Source organism: Micromonospora haikouensis (assembly GCF_900091595.1).
Classification (GTDB): Bacteria; Actinomycetota; Actinomycetes; order Mycobacteriales; family Micromonosporaceae; genus Micromonospora; species Micromonospora haikouensis.
The window spans coordinates 99938-120389 of record NZ_FMCW01000019.1 but is presented as its reverse complement, the minus strand read 5'-3'; the positions used below and the strand labels follow the sequence as shown (position 1 = coordinate 120389).

Genomic DNA, 20452 nt, shown 5'->3' with positions numbered 1-20452 from the left:
CTCACCCTGGAGTGTCCCCCTTGCAGAACCTCGTCACCGATCTGCTGGTCACCCTCGCCTACGGCGTGGTCGGCGTCGTCCTGATGGGCATCGGCTACGGGCTGGTCGACGTGGCCACCCCCGGCAAGCTGCACGAGCTGATCTGGACCGAGCGCAACCGCAACGCCGCCCTGCTGCTCTCGTCGAACCTGCTCGGCGTCGGCACCATCGTGGTCGCCGCGATCGTCGCCAGCGAGGACGACTTCGTGCTCGGCCTCGTCGGCGCGGCGGCCTACGGGATCGTCGGCCTGGTCATCATGGCCGCCGCATTCCTGCTGCTCGACGCCGTGACCCCGGGGCGGCTCGGCGAGCTGCTGGTCGATCCTGAGCCGCACCCCGCCGTGTGGGTGTCCGCCGTCGTGCACCTGGCCACCGGTGCGATCATCGCCGCCGCGATCAGCTGATGACCGCGGGCAAGCACCCGGGTGGCGGGCGGCCCGGCCAGCCGGCGGCGAAGAAGTCGTCGGCGGCCAGCGGCTGGGTCGTCGCGCTGGTGACCGTCATCCTCGTCGGCGGCTGCATCGGCATCAGCGTGACCAACGGCGACTCCGGCGGCACCACTGTCCCCGCCCCAGGGGTCGACGAGCGGGCCGACACCGTGCCGATCCTCGCCCAGGCCGCCAGCAGCCAGGGCATCTGCTACGGCTGGCGGCTGGAGAGCCGGTTCACCTCCGACCCGATCAGCGTCGGCTCCAACCTCGGTGACGGGGTCCCCGTGGTCGACGACCCGGCCTGCCCGCGCTGGGTCGAGGTGACCGCCGACGTCCGCTACACGTCGGAGAGCAGCGAGAGCAGCGACTACGCGCTCATCGACGTGAACGGCTCGCCCGACATCGACCGCGCCGACCTGTACGCCGTCGAGACCGGTCTCGCCCGCTTCGGCCTCGTGGAGGACGTGTTCGTCGACGACCCCGGCTGGGCGGTCTGCCGGGCCGCCGTCGCGCTGCCGCTGCTGCTCGCCGAGACCGGCGTGGTGCCCCCCGCCGCCGCCCCCACCGCGCGGCCCGGCGCGACCGCCGCCCCGCTGCCCGACGCCGGCAGCGACTTCTGGCGGGACCGCTGGGGCTGGCTGCTCGCCACCGGCGGGCTGCTGCTGGTCACCGCGCTGCTGTTCACCGTCGGGTTCGTGCAGCGCAGCCGGCAGCGCGCGGCGGCGTCCGCCGGGCGTACCCCGGGGAAGGCGTGACCACCGAGGTGCCGGCGGCGGTCGACGGCGAGGCCCCCGCCGCCGCCCGGCCGCGCTGGCGGCTGGCCCGCTCGGCGGTGCTGGTCGCGGTCTTCGTCTGCGCCGCCTGCGGCCTGGTCTACGAGCTGGCCCTGGTCGCGCTCGGCAGCTACCTGATCGGCGACGCCGTCGGTCAGGCGTCGATCGTGCTCGGCGTGATGGTCTTCGCGATGGGCGTCGGCGCGCTCGCCGCGAAGCCGTTGCAGCCCCGGGCCGCCGCCGCGTTCGCCGTGGTCGAGCTGGTCCTCGCCCTGCTCGGCGGGCTGTCGGTGCTCGGCCTCTACGCCGCGTTCGCGTGGCTCGACCTGTACGGCCCGGCGCTGGTCGGCACCGCGTTCGTGCTCGGGCTGCTCATCGGCGCGGAGATCCCGCTGCTGATGGTCATGCTGCAACGCATCCGCCAGCAGTCCGCCGGCAGCGCCGTGGCCGACCTGTTCGCCGCCGACTACGTCGGCGCGCTGCTCGGCGGGCTGGCCTTCCCGTTCCTGCTGATCCCGGTCTTCGGGCAGCTCAAGGGCGCGCTGGTGGTCGGCGCGGTGAACGCGGTGGCCGGCGTGGCGCTGGTCTGCACCGTGTTCCGGGCGGAGCTGAGCCGCCGGGCGCGCGTCGCCGTCGGCGCCGGCTCCGTCGTGGTCGCGCTCTGTTTGGGGTACGCCTGGGTCACCGCCGCCGACTTCGAGGTGACCGCCCGCCAGCAGCTCTACCGCGACCCGGTGGTGCACGCCGAGCGCAGCCGCTACCAGGAGATCGTGCTGACCCGCTCGGTGCGGGAGGTCGGGCACGCCGACACCGACCTGCGGCTGTTCCTCAACGGCGACCTCCAGTTCAGCTCGGTCGACGAGTACCGCTACCACGAGGCGCTCGTGCACCCCGCGCTGAACGGCCCGCGCGGCGAGGTGCTGGTGCTCGGCGCCGGCGACGGGCTCGCGGTGCGGGAGATCCTGCGCTACCCCGACGTGCGGCGGGTGACCGTCGTCGACCTCGACCCGGCCGTGGTGGCGCTGGCCCGCAGCGAGCCGCAGCTGCGCGAGCTGAACGGCGACGCGTTCGCCGACCCCCGGGTGCGGGTGGTCAACGTCGACGCGTTCGGCTGGCTGCGCTCCGCCACCGAACGGTTCGACGTGGTCGTCGCCGACCTGCCCGATCCCGACGAGACGGCCACCGCCAAGCTCTACACCGTCGAGTTCTACGCGCTGGTCCGGGCGGTCCTCGCTGACGGCGGGCGGCTCGTCGTGCAGTCCGGCTCGCCGTACTTCGCGCCCCGGTCGTACTGGTCGATCGAGGCGTCGGTGCGCGAGGCCGGCTTCGCCACGGTGCCGTACCACGTCGACGTGCCCAGCTTCGGCGACTGGGGGTTCGTGCTCGCCGCCCCGGGGGCCGCCCCGCCCGCGCTGGCGCTGCCCGCCGACGCCCCCCGGCTGCGCTTCCTCACCGCCGGCACGCTGGCGTCGGCCGCCAACTTCCCCGCCGACCGGGGCCGGCTCGACGTGCCCGCCTCCACGCTGCTGCGGCCCAGGGTGCTGGAGTACGCCCGCGTCGAGTGGCGCGGCTACTAGCGTCGGGACCATGCTGCGCGGACCGTCGCGTCGTCACTGGATGCCGCCCCGGGCGCTGGCCGCGGCGGCGTACCTCCAGGCGTTCGTGCTGTCCGGGGTGGCCGCCGTGCTGCTGACCCGGGTGCTGCTGCGGGCCACCGGCTATCCCCAGCTCGGCGGCGGCGGCCTGCACATCGCGCACGTGCTCTGGGGCGGCCTGCTGCTGGCCGTCGGCCTCGGCGTGGCACTGGTCTTCCTCGGCGGCGCGGCCCGGATGACCGGCGCGATCCTCGGCGGGATCGGGTTCGGCCTGTTCATCGACGAGGTGGGCAAGTTCGTCACGGCCCGCACCGACTACTTCTACGCCCCCGCCGCCGGCATCATCTACGCCGTCTTCGCGGTGCTCGTGGTCATCACGCAGGCGGTCCGGGAGCGGACCCGGCTGATCCCCGAGGAGCGGACCGCGAACGCCCTGGACGCCGTGGCCGGCGGCCTGATCGACGGGCTCACCGACCGGCGTCGGGCGCAGGTGCTGCGGCTGGCCCGGGGCTCCGGCGCGGAGACTGAGGCCGCCGTGGCCGCGCTGCTCGACGCGGTGCCCCGCCGGGAACCGCCGCCGCCCCGGTTCTGGCAGCCGTGGCTGGCCCGCGTCCGCCGGGTCGCCGTCGGGCTGACCGACCAGCGGTGGGTGGTCCGCTTCGTGGTGCTCTACCTGGTGGTGGAGCCGGCGCTGACCGTGGTCGGGGTGGCGGCCGACGGCGTCACCGGGGCGCTGGACGAGGAGCGGGAGTGGGGCGCGGTGCTCGGCGTCTCGGCGTCCGCGCTGGCCACGGCGGTGCTCAGCATCGCGGCGGCCGTCCGGCTGCGGCGGGACCGGATCGGCGCGTTCCGGCTGTTCAAGCTGGCGATCCTGGTCGACCTGCTGTTCGGGCAGATCTTCAACTTCACCGTCAACCAGTTCGGGGCGGTCGCCGCGCTGGCCTTCGACCTGTTCCTGCTCGCCGTGGTGACGGCCGAGCACCGCCGGCTGTCCCGGGCCGGCTGACGGGCGGCACGGGACTCCGGACGATACCGTGACGTCGTGATCTAGAAGGGAGAAGTCATGGTCGATACCCACAGCACGCCGTCGCGGGCCCGTCCGGGCATCGTGACGATCTCCAGTTACCTGCTCATGTTCTTCGCTCTGCTCCAGCTGCTCAACCTCGTCACGACGATCGCCGTGGCCGGCAAGCTCCGGCAGGGCTTCGAGGACGCGTTCGCGGGCACCGCGAGCGGGGCCGAGGGGCTGGGCACCTTCGTCGTCGGCTTCGCCATCGGCAGCGCCGTGCTGATGCTGGTCCTCGCCCTGGTCCTCGTCGTACTGGCGATCTTCAACAACCGGGGCAGCAACGGCAGCCGCATCACCACCTGGGTGCTCGGCGGCATCCTGCTCTGCTGCGTCGGCGGCAGCATGATCAACGGCGCGGCCGGCTCGATGGGCGGGCCGTCGGCCGGCGGGGACGCGCCGAGCGCCGAGGAGATCGAGCGCAGCCTGACCGCGGCGCTGCCCTCCTGGTACACCCCGGTCAGCCTGCTGCTCGGGGTCGCGGGCCTGCTCGCCGTGCTGGCCGCGCTGATCCTGCTGGCCCTGCCGAAGGCGAACGAGTTCTTCCGCAAGCCGAAGCAGGGCTGGGAGCCGCCGGTCCCGGGTGCCGCCTACCCGGCGTACCCGCAGCAGCCCGGCTACCCGCAGACCCCGGGTTACCCGGCCGCCCCCGGCTACCAACCCGGCCACCCGACGTACCCGCACGGGACCCACAGCTCGTCCACCCCGGACCAGTCGCCCTACCCGGACCAGCCGGGGCCGTCCCCGTCCGACCGGCCGGACCCGTCCGGGCCGGGGCAGGGTGGCGACCCCGGGCCGTCGCCCTCCAGCGGCTCGTCGGACTCGGGCTGGTCGTCCGGCGGTTCGTCGGACTCGGGCTCTTCCTCCTCGTCGTCGGACTGAGCATCGATGCCGCCCCGCCCGCGACCAGCCGGGCGGGGCGCGCCGGATAACGGCGACACCGACGGTCCCTCCGAGTAGGTTCCAACCGGACGCCTACCGGAGGGACTCGTCGTGTCGTACCCCGATCAGGTGCCGGCCCGTCGCCCCGCGGCCGTCGGGCTGGCGGCGGCGGTGCTGCTGCTGATGGCCGCCGGCGCCGTGGCCTCGGCGGTCGCCGCGCTGCTCGTCCTCGGCGGCACCGTCGGGCGGTTCCGGTCGGCGGCGGCCGGCGCCTCGGCCGGTGCGGCGGAGGTCGACGACGTGGTCCTCCTGCTGCGTGGCACGACGATCGCCTCGGCGGTGGTGACGGTGCTGGTGGGCGTCGTGCTGGTCGGCCTGGCGGCCGGGCTGCTCGCCGGCCGGCCCGGGGCCCGGGTGGCGGCCTGGGTGGTCTGCGGGCTGGGCGCGTTGTTCGGCTGCTGCGCGGTGGCCGCGCTGGTCGGGCAGCGGGCCGTGCCGCTGCGACTGTCCGCCGGCGACCGGTCCGCCGCCGAGCTGCTGGGGCTCGTCGGCGACGCGTACCCGGAGTTCTGGCTCGCGGCCAACGCCGCGCTTTCGGTCGGCCAGGCGCTCGGTTACCTTGTGGTAGCCGCGTTGCTGGTCTCGCCGAGCGCCAGCGCCTGGTTCCGCCGGCGGCACCCCGCGCCGGCACCGACCGCCGCCCCGCACCACCCGCCCCGCTGAGGATCGTCCGTGACGCCAGAGCAGGTCCCCGCCATGCGCCGTGCGCTGGTCACCGGCGCGACGGCGGGCATCGGCGCGGAGTTCGCCCGCCGGCTCGCCGCCGACGGCTGGGCCCTGGTGCTGGTGGCACGCGACGCCGCCCGGCTGGCGGAGAAGGCCGCCGAGCTGACGGGCCGGTACGGCCACCCCGTCGAGGTGATCCCGGCGGACCTGTCCACCGCCGACGGCTGCGCCGACGTGGAACGGCGGCTGGCCGGCGACGAGCAGGTGGACCTGCTCGTCAACAACGCCGGGATCAGCCTCAACCAGCCGTTCCTGCGGTCCTCGATGGCCGATGAGTCCCGCCTGCTGGGGCTGAACGTGCACGCGGTGCTGCGGTTGACCCGCGCGGCGGTCGGCCCGATGATCCGGCGGGGCGACGGGGCAGTGATAAATGTCTCTTCGGTCGCCGGCTTCGGTCCCGTGATGCCGGGATCGACGTATCCGGCGAGCAAGGCGTGGGTGACGGCCTTCAGCGAGTCCGTCGACCTCGCGACCCGCCCGCGTGGAGTACGCGTGATGGCCCTCTGCCCTGGTTACACCCGCACCGGCGCGCACGAGCGGATCGGGATCGACATGTCCGGCACGCCCCGCCTGATGTGGCTGACCGCCGAGCAGGTCGTCGATGAAGCCCTGCGTGACCTGCGGAAAGGCCACACGGTCAGCGTTCCGTCACGGCGTTACAAGCTGGCCGTCGCGGCGGTGCGGCACGCCCCCCGGGGGCTGCTGCGCCGGTTCGCCCGGGACACCCGGGGCCGCGACGACCGTCGCCCCGGCTGACCTGCGGCGCAGCGGCGGCAGACCGTCCCCTTCGGCGGTTCGGCCGACCCGGCCCGGCGAATCGATCGCACAGAGTAGCCGAATATCGCCAACCATCGGTCGCCCGTCGGGCTGACCGGGGTGGACCCCACACGCACCTCCCAGACTTGCGCAGTACCCTCTATCGCCATGGGGGACCACGACGACCTGCGTAAATTCATCATCGACCTGGCTGTGGTCCACGGGCGGGTGGTGCTCTCCTCCGGTCGGGAGGCGGACTGGTATGTCGATCTGCGACGTGTCACGCTCCATCACCAGGCCGCTCCGTTGGTCGGTCGGGTGCTGCTCGACCTGACCGCCGACTGGGAGTGCGACGCCGTCGGTGGCCTGACCCTGGGCGCCGATCCGGTGGCGCTCTCCATGTTGCACGCCGCGTCGGCGACCGACCGGTCGCTCGACGCTTTCGTTGTCCGTAAGGCGGGTAAGGCTCATGGTCTGCAACGCCGCATCGAGGGGCCGGACGTGGCCGGACGACGGGTACTGGCGGTCGAGGACACGTCGACGACCGGTGGCAGCGTGCTGACCGCAGTAGAGGCGCTGCGCGAGGCCGGAGCCGAAGTAGTGGGTGTGGCGGTTATTGTTGATCGTGGCGCCGGCGACGCGGTGGAAGCCGCCGGACTGCCGTATCGGGCGGCCTATACGTTGGCTGACCTCGGCCTTGTGGCCTAAAAGTTTGCCGATTCGTTCTTGCTGATATGCAGGCGGATCGATGCTGCTGGTGGAAGGATGGAATACGTGGGAACTGCGTTGGCTGAAATGACCATGCCTCAGATCTCGCCGCTTGCCGGCGAGCCGATCGAACGCGCCGACGCCGAGCGGCTGGCGGGGGTCCTCAAGGCCCTTGCCGACCCTGCTCGGCTGCGGCTGCTCAGCCTGATCCAGTCGGCCCCCGAGGGCGAAGCGTGCGTGTGCGACCTGACCGCGCCGCTCGGCCTCTCCCAGCCGACGGTCAGCCACCACCTGCGTATCCTCACCGAGGCCGGCTTGCTGGAGCGGGAGAAGCGCGGGGTCTGGGCGTACTACCGGTTGGTGCCGACCGCGATCGCCACGATCGCGGATCTGCTGACCCCGCCGCGTAAGCGGGCCACCAAGAAGGCCCGCTGACGAGGTTTTCCGTTCCGGCCGTCCCGCCTCAGGACGGCATCGGGTGGCGTGCAAGGGGTGGCGCCACCACCGGACGGTGACGCCTGCCCGGGTAACCGGCAGTCGCCTCGTTACTTCATTGCGGCTTGAACGATGGCCGGTCCCGTCGAAACGGGACCGGCCATCGACGTACGCCTTCTTCGTCAGTGGCCCTCGCCGCGCTCCGGCCACCGACCGCCGTCCTGCGGCGGCTGCTGCGGGAACTGCTGCTGCCCGTGCGGGGCCTGACCGTGGTGGTCGTGGTGGTGGTGCTCGACCGCGTCCCGGACGGCCTCCACCGCACCGGCCGCGCTGGCCGCGGCGATCACCGTCATGACCTCGCCCCGCTTGCGGGCCCGCCGGTCGCGGAGGAACTCGAAGAAGATCGGCAGCACCGAGATCAGGATGATCAGCGCGACCACCGGCAGGATGTACCGGTCGATCTTGTCGCCGATCGCGTTGTAGATCTGCTCGGCCAGCAGGTAGCCGATCAGCAGGATGCCGTCCACCCACAGGATCGCCCCGACGACGTTCCACAGGAAGAACTGCTTCGCCGGCATGCCGAGCACGCCGGCCACCGGGTTGAGGAACGTGCGGACGATCGGGATGAACCGGGCCAGCACCACGGCCTTGGCCGGGCCGAACTTCCGGAAGTAGTGCTCGGCCTTCTCCACGTACTCCCGCTTGAACAGCCGCGAGTTGGGGCGCTCGAACATGCGGCGGCCGTACCGCGCGCCGAGCCAGTGCCCGAGCTGCGCACCGACGATCGCGCAGATCGGGCCGCCGATCAGCAGCCCGACCAGGGAGAGCCGGGTGCCGTCGCCGAAGATCGCGTCCGCCACCGGCGAGGCGGCGACGCCGGCCAGGAACAGCAGCGAGTCGCCCGGGAAGAAGAAGCCGACGAGCAGCCCGGTCTCGGCGAACAGGATCACCCAGACACCGATCAGCCCGAAGGTCTGGAGTAGATCCTTCGGATCGAGCGGGTTCAGGGCGACGGTCTCGGAGACCGCCCGTGCCTTCTCTGCTGTGTCCACGGCCACACAGGGTACCGAACCCGGAACCGGTCGCGCTCCGCGCCGCCCCGGACCGGGCCGGCCGCCGCCCGCACCGGGCGGGGGCGACCAGCCCGGTCCCGCCTCACAGGCGCGGGTCGACCGGCTCCGACTCGCAGGCCAGGACGGCGAAGACCAGCTCGTGGCGACGCCACAGCGGAGCGCCGTCCGCCAGCGCGGCCAGGGCCGCCAGCCCGAGCGCGTGCTCGCGCAGGGCCAGCCCCCGCTTGCGCCCCAGCGACCGGCGGCGCAGCGCGGCCAACTGCTCCGGCTCGGTGTACCCGGGACCGTAGATGATCCGCAGGTACTCCCGGCCCCGGCACTTGATGCCCGGCTGGAGCAGCGACCCCTTCGGCGACCGGGCGGCCAGCCCCGCGTACGGCTTGACGACCATGCCCTCCCCGCCGGCGGCGGTCAGCGCCAGCCACCAGTCGGTCGCGTCCGCCTCGGCCGAGGCGTCGGCCAGGTCGACGACCCGCCGCCGGGTGACCGTGAAGAACCCCGGGTCGGCGGCGCACAGCCGGTCGGCCAGGTCCAGGTGCCAGCCGTGGTCCCGCTCGACGTGGCTCGCCCCGGCGGAGGCGAGCACCGCGAACGGGGCGAGGGTCACCCCGGCCAGCCCGTCCGTCGGTGCCACGTACGCCCGGTAGGCCGCCGAGTACGCCTCGACGTCCGCCCGGCGGGCCGCCATCCGCGCCCGCAGGTCGCCCACCGGCAGCCCCCGCCCGGCCGCCGCGTCCAGGGTGGCCAGCACCGCCGGCAGGGCCGCACGGCCCGCCGCGCCCACGCTCGCGTACTGCTCGCGGATCAGCCCGCCCGCCTTCGCCGACCAGGGCAGCAGCTCGCAGTCGAGCAGCAGCCAGTCGGTGTCCAGCTCCGCCCAGAGCCCCGCCGCGCCGACCGCCGCCCGGACCCGGCCCAGCAGCTCGCCGTCCAGCGGCGGGCCGAAGAACGGTCGGCCCGTGCGGGTGTGCACCACCCCGCCGCCAGGCCCGAACGGGCCGCCGTCCGGGTCGCGGCAGACCAGCGCCACCGCCCGCGAGCCCATGTGCTTCTCCTCGCACACCACCCGGTCGACGCCGGCCGCCCGGTAGTCGGCGAACGCCTGCGCCGGATGCTCCAGGAACCCGTCGGCCGTGGCCGTGGAGCAGGGCGCCATCGTCGGCGGCAGCCAGGTCAGCCAGCGCGGGTCCACGGCGAACCGGCTCATCACCTCCAGCGCGGCGGCGGCGTTCTCGGCCGGCACGGTCAGCGTCCCGTACGCGTGCTCGACGTGCCGCCGACCGGTCACGTCGCGCAGGTCCAGCACCGCGTCGGGGCGGGCCGGGGCGGGCGCGACCAGCGGGCGGACCGGGGCGTACCACTCCTTGACCGCCGGGACGGAGACCAGCTCCTTCTCCGGGTACCGCAGCGCCGTCAGCTTCCCGCCGAACACGCAGCCGGTGTCGACGCAGATCGTGTTGTTCACCCACTCCGGCTCCGGGGTGGGCGTGTGCCCGTACACGACCATGGCCGAGCCCCGGTAGTCGCGTGCCCACGGGTAGCGCACCGGCAGGCCGTACTCGTCGGTCTCGCCCGTGGTCTCCCCGTACAGCGCGAACGACCGGACCCGGCCCGACGCGCGGCCGTGGTATTCCTCCTTGAGCCCGGCGTGCGCGACCACCAGCCGGCCGCCGTCGAGCACGAAGTGGCTGACCAGGCCGTCCACGAACGTCGCGACCTCGGCCACGAACGCCGGGTCCTCCGCGTCGAGCTGGGCCATCGTCTCGGCCAGGCCGTGGGTGAGCCGCACGTCCCGGCCGCGCAGCTTGCGCAGCAGCTTCTGCTCGTGGTTGCCCGGCACGCAGATCGCGTGGCCGGCCGCCACCATGCCCATCACCAGGCGGAGCACCCCGGGGGAGTCCGGGCCGCGGTCCACCAGGTCACCGACGAAGACGGGGGTACGCCCGGCCGGGTGCACCGCGTCCACCGGGCGGCCCGCGTCGTCGCGGCGCAGCACGTAGCCCAGCCGGAGCAGCAGCGCCTCCAGCTCCTCGCGGCAGCCGTGGACGTCGCCGACGATGTCGAACGGGCCGGTCAGCTCCCGCCGGTCGTTGAACAGCTTCTCGTAGCGGATCCGCGCCGCGTCGATCTCGTCGACCCCGCGCAGCACGTGCACCTTCCGGAAGCCCTCCCGGGCCAGCCGCCCGTACGACTGCCGCAGGTCCCGCTGCATCCGGGTCAGCACCTGCCGGCCGTGGGTGCGGTCGGCCCGCCCCTGCGTGCGCTCCCACGCCACCGCCTCCGGCACGTCCAGCACGATCGCCACCGGCAGCACGTCGTGCTCGCGGGCCACCCGGACCAGCCCGGCGCGCGCGTGCGGCTGGAGGTTGGTGGCGTCCACGACGGTGAGCAGGCCGCGCCGCAGCCGGATCCCCGCCACGTGGTGCAGGGCGTCGAACGCGTCGGCGGAGGCCGACTGGTCGTTCTCGTCGTCGGCGACCATGCCCCGGAAGGCGTCGGAGGAGAGCACCTGGCTCGGCGCGAAGTGCCGCCGGGCGAAGGTGGACTTGCCGGATCCGGAGACGCCGACCAGCGCCACCAGGGCCAGCTCGGGAATCTCGATCACTTCTTCTCCTCCGTTCCGGCGGCCGTCGGCGCCCCGCCGGTGGTGCGGAACACGGCGAGCTGGGTCGGCGGGCCCACCTCCGGATCGTCGTCGCCGACACCCCGGAGCTGCGCCGCGTAGCCGTACGTCGCCGCGACCCGGTCCACCCAGGCCGCGAACTCGGCCCGGGTCCACTCGAAGCGGTGGTCGGCGTGCCGGAACCGGCCCGCGTCCAGCCCCTCGTAGCGGACGTTGTGCTCGACGTTCGGCGTGGTCACCACGACCGTCGCCGGCCGGGCGTGGCCGAACACGGCGTCCTCCAGCGCCGGCAGGCGCGGCGGGTCGACGTGCTCGATCACCTCCATCAGGACCGCCGCGTCGTACCCGCGCAGCCGGTCGTCCCGGTAGGTCAGGGCGGACTGCCACAGCCGGATCCGGTCGCGCTGCCGCTCCGGCAGCCGGTCCAGCCGCAGCCGGCGGGCCGCCAGCGTCAGCGCGTGGGCGGACACGTCCGTGCCGACGACCTCCGTGAACCGCCGGTCGCCCACCAGGGCGGACAGCAGCGCGCCCGGACCGCAGCCGAGGTCCAGCACCCGGGTCGCCCCGCTTTCCGCGAGCGCGGCGAGCACCGCCTCCCGGCGGCGCAGCGCCAGCGCCGGCCGACGCGGGACCTCCGCGCGGTCCTCCTCGGCCACGCTGTCGGCGGGCGGCTCCTCGGCCAGCCGCTGCTCGGCGAGCCGGGCCATCGCCTCCCCCGCGAGGGCGCGGCGGTGGGCCAGGTAGCGGCGGGTGATGGTGGCCCGCTCCGGGTGGTCGGCGAGCCAGCCCGCACCGGCCCGGAGCAGCTTGTCGATCTCGTCCGGGGCGACCCAGTAGTGCTTCGCGTCGTCGAGGACGGGCAGCAGCACGTACAGGTGGTTGAGGGCGTCGGCGAGCCGCAGCGTGCCGGTGAGCGTCAGGTCGACGTACCGGCTGTCGCCCCACCGCGGGTGCGCCTCGTCGAGCGGGATCGGGGTGGCCGTCACCGCCCAGCCCAGCGGGGCGAACACGCGCTCGGCCAATTCGCCGCCGCCCCGGCAGCGCAGCACGGGGACCCGTACCTCCAGCGGGATCGGCACGGCGGCCAGCTCCGGCCGGTCCCGGGACTCGCCGCGCAGCGCCGAGCGGAACACCTTGGCCAGCGCCGAGGCCAGCAGGCTCGACGCGGCGTACGGCCGGTCGTTGACGTACTGGCCGAGGGTGAAGGTGTCCGGGGTGGCCGCCTGCCGGTGGCCCCGGCCCCTGCCGTGCCCGCCGGCCAGCCGCAGCGGATCGACGTCGATGATCAGGGCGGCGGTGCAGCGCTGCTCGTCGGCCTCCGGGTAGAGCACGTGCGCCGCGCCGACGGGCAGCTCGAAGGAGTGCATCCGGTCCGGATGCTTGACGAGCAGGTAGCCGAGGTCGGTGGCGGGACGGTGCGTCGTGGTGAGGGTGAGCAGCACGGCCCCATGGTGTCAGGGGCCTCGATCTTGCGTCGTCCGCTTTTCGGTGCGGTGCGTGGTTGCGGTGGGGGGGCTCCCGGAAACCCTTCGTGGTGTCGGCCCGTCCGCCGGCAGGCTGGGCGGTCCGGTCAGCGGTAGTCGTCCTCGTCGGCGGCGACGATCCGGGCCTGCTCCATGGCGTCCCAGTCGCCGACCTCCAGGCCCCGGCTCGGCTCGCCCTCGCTGTCGGCCGGGTCGGCGGAGGTGGCCTGCTCCACGGCGTCGGCCGCCGGGGCCTCCGGGTCCCGCTCCTCCGGCGCGAGGTGGTCGCTCGGGGTGAAGTCCTCGTCGGGCTGACCCATCGTCCCTCCCTGAATCGGCGGAAAGCTACCCACACCGTACGGGCTGGCCGGGGCTGCCGCTCGGTGGCGGGGGTGGAGTCGGCGGATTCCCTCCTCCGGATCGGGCCGGCGGTGCCAGGATGGTGCCGTGGGCTTCCTGATCCGGCTGGCAATCACCGCGATCGCGTTGTGGATCACCACCCTGATCGTGCCCGGCGTCGACGTGGGTGGCCGCAGTGGCGGCAACACCGCGCTGACCCTGGTGGCGGTGGCGTTGATCTTCGGCGTGGTCAACGCGGTGCTCAAGCCGGTGATCAAGGTGGTGGGCTGCGTCTTCTACCTGCTGACCCTGGGGCTGTTCGCGCTGGTGGTCAACGCGCTGCTGTTCCTGCTGACCGACTGGATCGCCCGGCACCTGGACCTGCCGTTCCGGGTGGAGGGTTTCTGGCCCGCCTTCTGGGGGGCCATCGTCATGGCGGTGGTGACCTGGCTGATCAGCGTCGCCGTGCCGGACAACCTGGCGGACCGGTGAGGCTCCGACCGGGTGCCGCCGGGCCTTGCGGGCGGCCCGCGCGGCGGCCGGCCATGGGCCGGTTTCGTCCGTGGCCACCTCCTGCGGGATACTTCCGGCGGAGGACAGCGCGGTCCGGCGCACCCACGGAAGACAGCGGCCGGTGACGGCCGACAGCGGTAAGTAAGGAGCGTTCGACATGCCCATCGCTTCCCCCGAGGTCTACGCGGAGATGCTGGACCGCGCCAAGGCGGGCCGGTACGCATACCCCGCGATCAACGTGACGTCCTCGCAGACGCTGAACGCGGCGCTCAAGGGCTTCGCCGACGCGGAGAGCGACGGCATCATCCAGGTCTCCACCGGCGGCGCGGAGTACCTCTCCGGTCCGTCCGTGAAGGACATGGTCACCGGCGCGGTGGCGTTCGCCGCGTACGCGCACGAGGTCGCGAAGAAGTACCCGGTCAACGTCGCGCTGCACACCGACCACTGCCCGAAGGACAAGCTGGACAAGTTCGTCCGGCCCCTGATGCAGATCTCCAAGGAGCGGGTCGCCGGCGGCCAGGAGCCGCTGTTCCAGTCGCACATGTGGGACGGCTCGGCCGTGCCCGTGGCGGAGAACCTGGAGATCGCCGCCGAGCTGCTCGACCGGGCCGCCGAGGCCAAGATCGTCCTGGAGATCGAGGTCGGCGTCGTCGGCGGCGAGGAGGACGGCGTCGAGAACGCCATCAACGACAAGCTCTACACCACCGTCGAGGATGGCCTGGCCATGGTCGAGGCGCTCGGCCTGGGCGAGAAGGGCCGCTACATGGCGGCGCTGACCTTCGGCAACGTGCACGGCGTCTACAAGCCGGGCAACGTGAAGCTCCGGCCGGAGATCCTGAACAACATCCAGGAGGCCGTCGCCGCCAAGTACGGCAAGGAGAAGCCGCTCAGCCTGGTCTTCCACGGCGGCTCCGGCTCGCTGCTGTCCGAGATCCGCGAGGCGCTGGACTACGGCGTGGTGAAGATGAACATCGACACCGACACCCAGTACGCCTTCACCCGGCCCGTCGCCGACCACATGCTCCGCAACTACGACGGCGTGCTGAAGATCGACGGCGAGGTCGGCAACAAGAAGCAGTACGACCCGCGCACCTGGGGCAAGCTCGCCGAGGCCGGGCTCGCCGCCCGCGTCGTCGAGGCATGCGAGCACCTGCGCTCCACCGGCACCAAGCTCAAGTGACGTTAGGAAGGGCCCCTTGTTATCGCCCAGGCGATAACAAGGGGCCCTTCCTTACACCTAGCCCGCCGTCAGGACGCGGACCGCCTCGTGCACGTCGTCGGTGAGGTGCACCGTGCCCGACAGGTCGCCGAACGGCGAGGCGGCCAGCAGCGGGCGCAGCAGCGACTCCACCGGCAGCTCCGTCGTCCAGTACGCCCGGTCGAGGAAGACGTACGCGCCGCTCGCCCCGTCCGTGCCGTAGTAGGTCTTCGTCGCCGCCTGGAACACCTCCTGCACCGTGCCGGCCCGGCCGGGCGCGAAGACGATCCCGCCCCGGGCCAGCCGCAGGATCGTGTCCTCCCGGATGGCGTTCGAGAAGTACTTCGCGATCCGCCCCGCGAACAGGTTCGCCGGCTCGTGCCCGTACAGCCACGTGGGGATGGCCAGCCCGCCGGCCCGCGCCCAGCCCAGATCCAGGTTGAGGTCCGGGTCGCGCTGCCGGGGCACCGCCGGGGCGTACCGCACCCGGACCTCCAGGGCGGCGGACGTGTACCGGTCGTGGTCGGTGAAGTCCGGCGCGGTCGCGAGTAGGTCGATCGCCGCCGTCAGCTCCCCGGCCGGCCGGGTCGACAGGTACGCGCCCAGGTTGGCCGCCTCCATCACGCCCGGCCCGCCGCCGGTCACCACCAGCCGGTCGGCCCGCGCCAGCTCCCAGCCCAGCACCGCCGCCATCCGGTACGGCACGCTGCCCCGGCGCACCGCGTGCCCGCCCATCACGCCCACCACGGACTGCGGCCCGTGCGCGGCCAGCCAGGCTCGGGTGGCGTCGACCAGCGCGTTGTCCACGCCGTGATCGTGCAGCCGTTGGCCGAGCGCCTCCTTCACCTCCGGCAGCGCCCCGCCGTGCGCCCGGAAGTGCTCGTACACCCGGGTGTCGTACATGCCGGCGAAGCCGCCCTCGGCGAACCCGGCGGCCAGGTCCTCGGGCGTGTACAGGTGCGACGGCTGGGTCGGGTACGGCAGCCCGGAGAAGGGCGGCACCACGTTCGCGCCGCGCCGGACCAGGTCGGCGCCCACCTCGCGGGAGGCGAACCGGCAGCCCACGAAGAGGGTGCCCGTCACCTCCGTCCCGCTCAGGTCGGGGACCGGGTCGACGTCGAGGCGCAGGCCCTGCACGGTCAGCCCGGCCAGGCTTCCGCCAGCCAGCCGCTGTTCGAACGCGCTGCGGGTCTCGATCTCGGTGGCGCTGGTGTCGTGCGGGGAGAGCACGTCCGCGGGAGGTGGGGTCGGCACGACGCCATCCTGCCCACCCGGGTCAAACCCGCAAACCATCCCGTACGCACAGGAGCCCGGCGGCGAGGCCACCGGGCTCCTGCTCCAACCGGGTCCTGGGGAGGCTCCGGACCAATAGTTGTAGTGGAAAACATCACCCGTCGGCATGGGCCGCAGGTCCGGCCGGGGCGAACCGCTGGTCCGGCCATCGTGGACCGCAGGGTCGGTGCCACGACCACAGGCGTGACGAAAGCCTCAACCGTTCAGGTGGCCGGGTCTACGGACCCCCTCGCGCGGCGCAGAGCGAAGCGGGTTGAATGGGACGATGCAGAACCTGTTGCCTGAGCCACCGGCCACCCTCCTGCCGGCCCACGACGAGGCCGACACCGCCCTGGCCGCCGCCGAGGAGGCCGGCACCGACGAGGCGTACGCCGAGGTCGCGGCCCGCTTCCCGACCTACAGTGCGGGCTGGGGCGCGCTCGCGAGCCGGGCCCTGGCCGACGGCCAGGTCGTCCCCGCGTACGCCTACGCCCGGACCGGATACCACCGGGGCCTCGACCAGCTGCGCCGCAGCGGCTGGAAGGGCCACGGCCCGGTGCCCTGGTCGCACGTGCCGAACCGGGGCTTCCTGCGCTGCCTCTACGTGCTCTCCCGGGCCGCCGGCGAGATCGGCGAGGCGGACGAGGCCGCGCGCTGCGCCCAGTTCCTGCGCGACTGCGACCCGGCCGCCGGGGACGCCCTGGCCAGCGCCTGACCCCTCCCGAGCAGGTGCGGCGGCCGGTCCGACACCCGTCGGGCCGGCCGCCGCGCTGATCGGGCCCCGCCCCGGTCGGAACCGGGTGCCGGTCAGAGCCCCTCGGCGACCGATGCGGCGATCTTCAGCCAGGCGTCGCGGGTGGCCGACGAGAGCTGCCCGTACCGGATCGGCTCGCCGGTGTCGATCAAACGCTCGTACGGGGCGAGCAGCACCGCCCGGGTCCGGGCCGCGAAGTGCTCCTGGATGGCGGGCAGGTCGATCTCCTTGCGCGAGGGCGGCATCGACACCACCGTCACCGCCTGCCGGACCAGCCGGTGCCGGCCGCTCTGCTCCAGGTGGTCGAGCATCCGGGCGGCCGTCTCCGCCGAGTCGTTACGGGCCGACATGGTCACCACGAGCTGGTCGGTGGCGTCCATCGCGGCCTGCCAGTTCTGCGCCCGCACGTTGTTGCCGGTGTCCACGAAGATCAGCTTGTAGAACCGGCTGACCACCTCCCGGATCTCGGCGAACGCCGACGCGGTGAGCATCTCCCCGCCGGTGGCCGACTCGTCCGAGGCGAGCACGTCGAACATGCCCTCGCCCTGCGAGCGGACGTACTGCGACAGGTCGCCGACCCGCCCGTGCGCGCCCTGGAACTGGCCGAGGTCGCGCAGCATGTCCCGCACGGTGCGGGAGTGGAAGTCCTGCTGGGCGCGCATCCCCAGGGTGCCCTGGGTCTCGTTGTTGTCCCAGGCCAGCACGTACCCGCCGCGCTTCTGGCCGAAGGTCATGGCGAGCAGCAGGATGGCCACGGTCTTGCCCGCGCCGCCCTTCGGGTTGACCACGGTCACCTGGCGCAGCCCGCCGAAGTTGCGACGCACCATCTCGATGTCGTGGCGCATCTCCTGCTCGTGCCGTCCTGGCGGGAGCTTGATCAACCCGGTCTTGTTCACCACGGCCCGTACGCCCATCGTGGCCACCGGGTCGGCCGGGCGCACCTGCCGGCGGCGGGCGAAGTCCTCTGCGGTCGGCGCGATCCCGGTGTCGGGCGTCCACGCCGGTTCCGGGTACCCCGGCGGCACCCGGGTCACCCCGTCGGCCTGCCGGTACGGCGGCTGCGGCACCGGTGCCACCGGCTGCTGTGCCGCGGGAGACGGGGGCTGCGGCGGCCAGCCCGGTGGGTACCACCCGGACGTGGCCGGCTGCCCGGGCCCGGGTTGCCCCGCGACCGGGTGGCCCTGTCCGGGGTGACCCTGGTCGGGATGCCTCGGGCCCGGCGGGGCCGCGTCGGGGCGGGGCGGGGCGGGCGGCGGTTGCTGGCCGGGACCCCATCCCGTCGTTGCCTCGCCCGCCGTGGCCGGATAGCCCCCCGCGTACGGGTCGACCGGCCCGGCCGCGGCCCCGGCGACGGCCGGCGGGTACGGGGTGGGGGCCAGCGGCCCGGGCGGGTTCATCACCGGCGGGAACGGCCCGGGTGGCTGCGGAGGTGCTGCCTCGACCGGGCGCGGCACCCCGTCGACCGGCTGCGGCGGCCCGGGCCGTGCTGCCGCGTCGACGGGCTCCGGTGCCACCACGGCTGGCTGCGGCGGTGCGGGCCGTGGGGCCGGTTCGGCGGGGTGTGGCGGTGCGGGTCGGGCCGCCGCCTCGGTCGCCCGCGCCGCTGCGGGTCGCTGCGGCGGCAGCGCCCACGGCGACTCGGCCACCCGCCCGCCGCCGTGCGCGGCCGTGCCGCCCGTCTCGCCGTGCGAGGTCGTGACGGTCGCTCCGCCGTTCGACGTGCCGTGCGACGCCGTGGCAGCCGCCCCGCCCGAGCCGTCCGCCGCGTCGGTACCGCCCGGCCCCTCCGCGCCGCCGGCCGTACCGTTGCTGCCCGCGCCCGTGTTCCCGGTCGCTGGCGCCACCGGCCCGAACGCCGTCACGCCCGGCGCCACCGGGACCGGCCCGGCGGCCGTCGTCCCGTCGGCGGTCCGCAAGGTCCCGGCAGCCGTCGGCGGCTCCGACGCCACCGCGTCGCCCGGCGACCCGTACCCCTCGCCCGGCGACCCGTACCCCTCGCCCGGGAGCGGCCCGGGCGACGCCTGCGGGTCCAGGGTGAAGGGCAGGTGCAGGTCGACCGGACCCGGCGTCGGCTGCCCGGCCCGGGGAGCCGGCACCCCGCTGACGGCGGGCGGCGCCCAGGCGGTCTCCGCAGGCACCGGGGCGGGACCGCCCGCGCCGTGCGTGGCCCAGGTGTCGGGCCGGTCCGTGCCGTGTGCGGCCCAGGTGTCGGGCCCCGGCCCGCCCCGCTCCGGGCCTGTCGCTGCGGGCGCTTCGCCCTGCGAACCGGCCACCTGGTACGGCGCGTAGGTGCTCGGCGTGGCTCCCAGCGACGGGTAGGCGTCGGAGGCGACGAACGACGGATCGGCGTCCTCCTGGTACGGCACGGAACCCGCTGCGGCTGTCATGGCCCACGCCGGAGCGGAGCCGCCCCGCCCGGGATCGGTCGCTTCCGGCGGCCAGAGCGGTTCGATGTCCCGCTCCGGCACCGGCTGCTGGCCGGGCACGTGGACCCGGTCGGCGTTGTCGTCCACGCGGTTCCTCCCAATTCCTCCTGCCGAGGATAGGCCCCGGAGCCGAGCCGCCGGGATCGACGCGGGTCTCCGCTTCTCCTCCCGCGCCGGTCGCCGCCGGTGTTCCCGCCGCGCCGGTCTCCGCCGGCATTGCCATGGTGCCGACGGCCGACCCGGGGGTGCGCCGGGTCAGGCCGCGTAGACCGCCCAGGCCGCAGGCTCGACCCACCAGGACCGCTTCCGGCTCAACTCGCCCTCGACCCCGTCGTCGAGGTACGGCACCCGCTCGTCACGCGGCACGACGGCAACCGCGCGCCCCCGCGCGCGGCGCACCTCGAACCGCACCCGTTTCCTACCCAACGTCGAGCGGGTCACCACGGGAACGGCCACCGCCACCTCCACCAGCCCGTCCGTCGGGTCGCCGGCGGAGAGCAGCGGCAGCTCGTCGAGCCGGGCGTACCCGGCCGCGTTGCCGATCGCGCAGGCCAGCAGCGGATCGTCGCCGGCCGACAGCACGGCGTCGTCCACCTCGACGCGCCCCCGCCAGTGCAGCGGCCGGCCGGCGTCGTCGGCGGCGCCGATCAGCGCGCCGTCCAGGGTCACCGAGCCGCCGTCGTTGCGCAGCAGGTCCAGCCGCCGGACGGTGCCGTCCAGCACCGCGGCGGCCACCGCCGCCGGGTCGCGCGGCAGGCCGAGCTGCGCGGCCAGGTCACGCTGCCCGCCGCCCCGGGCCGGATCGAGCGGGAGTACGCCCACCGGCGGCAGGTCCGGCACCGTACGGTCGCCGGGCAGGTCGGCCGGGCGGCGGCTGGGCGGTGGGGCGTACCGCCGGACGAGCCGGCGCACGACGGCGCGCAACTGGCCGTCGCTGGCCGTGGCGACGACCAGCCGGGTCTTCGAGTCCGGGTCGGGCCAGGTGAGCCCGTCGGGGCGGGGCGGGCCGTCGAGCCGGGCGAGCACCTCGTCGATCTCCGCGTCCGAGCGGGCGGTGACCGTCTCCACCCGGGCGCCCCGGGCGGTCAGGGCGTCCGCGCAGGCCAGCACCGGCACCCGGGGGGTCTCGCACCGCTGCCCGGCCGGGGCGTGACCGTCGTCACCGGTCGCCCCGCCGCCGATCGCGGCGTCACCGGTTGCGCCCTCTTCGCCGCCGCAGCAGGCGCCGCCGCTGCCGCAGGCCCCGCCGGGAGCGTCCCGCTCCGAGCCGAGGGTGAGCAGCACCACGTCGTACACGAAGGAGCCTCCTGCCTGTCGACG

The 20452-nt window shown here is 74.3% G+C and carries 19 protein-coding genes; 12 read left to right on the top strand and 7 right to left on the bottom strand.

Annotated features, from left to right (window positions below):
- Positions 1-20 precede the first annotated feature (20 nt).
- From GA0070558_RS20255 to GA0070558_RS20215, 9 genes are all read left to right on the top strand, one after another.
- Positions 21-443 carry a DUF350 domain-containing protein gene (locus tag GA0070558_RS20255; RefSeq protein ID WP_043961148.1) on the top strand — a complete coding sequence of 141 codons (423 nt, stop codon included), beginning with the start codon at positions 21-23 and terminating at the stop codon, positions 441-443.
- The gene (locus GA0070558_RS20250; protein WP_256092037.1) at positions 443-1225 is read left to right on the top strand and encodes a hypothetical protein; all 783 of its coding nucleotides are present in this window, start codon (positions 443-445) and stop codon (positions 1223-1225) included. Before GA0070558_RS20255 ends, GA0070558_RS20250 begins: the two co-directional genes overlap by 1 nt.
- Positions 1222-2820, top strand: a complete 1599-nt coding sequence (locus GA0070558_RS20245) for a polyamine aminopropyltransferase (RefSeq protein WP_256092036.1) — start codon at positions 1222-1224, stop codon at positions 2818-2820. Before GA0070558_RS20250 ends, GA0070558_RS20245 begins: the two co-directional genes overlap by 4 nt.
- 40 nt (positions 2821-2860) lie before the next feature.
- A complete protein-coding gene (locus tag GA0070558_RS20240) occupies positions 2861-3844 on the top strand; it encodes a hypothetical protein (protein ID WP_091282622.1) in 984 nt (327 codons plus the stop codon).
- A 57-nt stretch (positions 3845-3901) separates the two neighbouring features.
- On the top strand, positions 3902-4786 hold the full coding sequence (locus tag GA0070558_RS20235; RefSeq protein ID WP_091282619.1) for a hypothetical protein: 885 nt from the start codon (positions 3902-3904) through the stop codon (positions 4784-4786).
- 111 nt (positions 4787-4897) lie between these two features.
- A complete protein-coding gene (locus GA0070558_RS20230; RefSeq protein ID WP_091282616.1) occupies positions 4898-5509 on the top strand; it encodes a hypothetical protein in 612 nt (203 codons plus the stop codon).
- 33 nt (positions 5510-5542) lie between these two features.
- Positions 5543-6328, top strand: a complete 786-nt coding sequence (locus GA0070558_RS20225; protein WP_091282613.1) for an SDR family NAD(P)-dependent oxidoreductase — start codon at positions 5543-5545, stop codon at positions 6326-6328.
- 168 nt (positions 6329-6496) lie between these two features.
- Positions 6497-7036, top strand: coding sequence for an orotate phosphoribosyltransferase (gene pyrE / locus GA0070558_RS20220; protein WP_091282749.1), 540 nt, complete (start codon positions 6497-6499; stop codon positions 7034-7036).
- 57 nt (positions 7037-7093) lie between these two features.
- The gene (locus GA0070558_RS20215; protein ID WP_007073957.1) at positions 7094-7471 is read left to right on the top strand and encodes an ArsR/SmtB family transcription factor; all 378 of its coding nucleotides are present in this window, start codon (positions 7094-7096) and stop codon (positions 7469-7471) included.
- 182 nt (positions 7472-7653) lie between these two features.
- Here the strand turns inward: GA0070558_RS20215 and GA0070558_RS20210 are convergent, their stop codons facing one another.
- From GA0070558_RS20210 to GA0070558_RS20195, 4 genes are all read right to left on the bottom strand, one after another.
- Entirely contained in the window at positions 7654-8529 is an 876-nt protein-coding gene (locus GA0070558_RS20210; protein WP_091282610.1) for a DedA family protein, read from the bottom strand.
- A gap of 97 nt (positions 8530-8626) precedes the next feature.
- The gene (locus tag GA0070558_RS20205; RefSeq protein ID WP_091282607.1) at positions 8627-11149 is read right to left on the bottom strand and encodes a polynucleotide kinase-phosphatase; all 2523 of its coding nucleotides are present in this window, start codon (positions 11147-11149) and stop codon (positions 8627-8629) included.
- Positions 11146-12609, bottom strand: a complete 1464-nt coding sequence (locus GA0070558_RS20200; protein WP_091282604.1) for a 3' terminal RNA ribose 2'-O-methyltransferase Hen1 — start codon at positions 12607-12609, stop codon at positions 11146-11148. The genes GA0070558_RS20205 and GA0070558_RS20200 overlap by 4 nt, the downstream gene beginning before the upstream one ends.
- A gap of 128 nt (positions 12610-12737) precedes the next feature.
- A complete protein-coding gene (locus tag GA0070558_RS20195; RefSeq protein ID WP_077935479.1) occupies positions 12738-12950 on the bottom strand; it encodes a hypothetical protein in 213 nt (70 codons plus the stop codon).
- A 127-nt stretch (positions 12951-13077) separates the two neighbouring features.
- Here GA0070558_RS20195 and GA0070558_RS20190 point away from each other — a divergent pair, with 127 nt between their 5' ends.
- Entirely contained in the window at positions 13078-13461 is a 384-nt protein-coding gene (locus tag GA0070558_RS20190) for a phage holin family protein (RefSeq protein WP_077935480.1), read from the top strand.
- 178 nt (positions 13462-13639) lie between these two features.
- On the top strand, positions 13640-14662 hold the full coding sequence (gene fbaA, locus GA0070558_RS20185; protein ID WP_091282601.1) for a class II fructose-bisphosphate aldolase: 1023 nt from the start codon (positions 13640-13642) through the stop codon (positions 14660-14662).
- A gap of 57 nt (positions 14663-14719) precedes the next feature.
- Here the strand turns inward: fbaA and GA0070558_RS20180 are convergent, their stop codons facing one another.
- On the bottom strand, positions 14720-15934 hold the full coding sequence (locus tag GA0070558_RS20180; RefSeq protein WP_176734283.1) for an LOG family protein: 1215 nt from the start codon (positions 15932-15934) through the stop codon (positions 14720-14722).
- 304 nt (positions 15935-16238) lie between these two features.
- Here GA0070558_RS20180 and GA0070558_RS20175 point away from each other — a divergent pair, with 304 nt between their 5' ends.
- The gene (locus GA0070558_RS20175; RefSeq protein ID WP_091282598.1) at positions 16239-16667 is read left to right on the top strand and encodes a DUF3151 domain-containing protein; all 429 of its coding nucleotides are present in this window, start codon (positions 16239-16241) and stop codon (positions 16665-16667) included.
- Between the two features lie 92 nt (positions 16668-16759).
- Here the strand turns inward: GA0070558_RS20175 and GA0070558_RS20170 are convergent, their stop codons facing one another.
- Together GA0070558_RS20170 and GA0070558_RS20165 are read right to left on the bottom strand one after the other, a co-directional pair.
- Entirely contained in the window at positions 16760-19219 is a 2460-nt protein-coding gene (locus GA0070558_RS20170; protein ID WP_091282596.1) for a chromosome partitioning protein, read from the bottom strand.
- Positions 19220-19387: 168 nt separating this feature from the next.
- Positions 19388-20428, bottom strand: coding sequence for a diacylglycerol kinase family protein (locus tag GA0070558_RS20165; protein ID WP_091282593.1), 1041 nt, complete (start codon positions 20426-20428; stop codon positions 19388-19390).
- Between the last annotated feature and the right edge of the window lie 24 nt (positions 20429-20452).

Bases quoted from the DNA above. Each gene is read 5' to 3' on its own strand.
- GA0070558_RS20250 (WP_256092037.1), top strand. From the start codon at position 443: ATGACCGCGGGCAAGCACCCGGGTGGCGGGCGGCCCGGCCAGCCGGCG.
- GA0070558_RS20240 (WP_091282622.1), top strand. From the start codon at position 2,861: ATGCCGCCCCGGGCGCTGGCCGCGGCGGCGTACCTCCAGGCGTTCGTG.
- GA0070558_RS20235 (WP_091282619.1), top strand. From the start codon at position 3,902: ATGGTCGATACCCACAGCACGCCGTCGCGGGCCCGTCCGGGCATCGTG.
- GA0070558_RS20225 (WP_091282613.1), top strand. From the start codon at position 5,543: ATGCGCCGTGCGCTGGTCACCGGCGCGACGGCGGGCATCGGCGCGGAG.
- pyrE (WP_091282749.1), top strand. From the start codon at position 6,497: ATGGGGGACCACGACGACCTGCGTAAATTCATCATCGACCTGGCTGTG.
- GA0070558_RS20215 (WP_007073957.1), top strand. From the start codon at position 7,094: ATGGAATACGTGGGAACTGCGTTGGCTGAAATGACCATGCCTCAGATC.
- GA0070558_RS20195 (WP_077935479.1), bottom strand. From the start codon at position 12,950: ATGGGTCAGCCCGACGAGGACTTCACCCCGAGCGACCACCTCGCGCCG.
- fbaA (WP_091282601.1), top strand. From the start codon at position 13,640: ATGCCCATCGCTTCCCCCGAGGTCTACGCGGAGATGCTGGACCGCGCC.
- GA0070558_RS20175 (WP_091282598.1), top strand. From the start codon at position 16,239: ATGCAGAACCTGTTGCCTGAGCCACCGGCCACCCTCCTGCCGGCCCAC.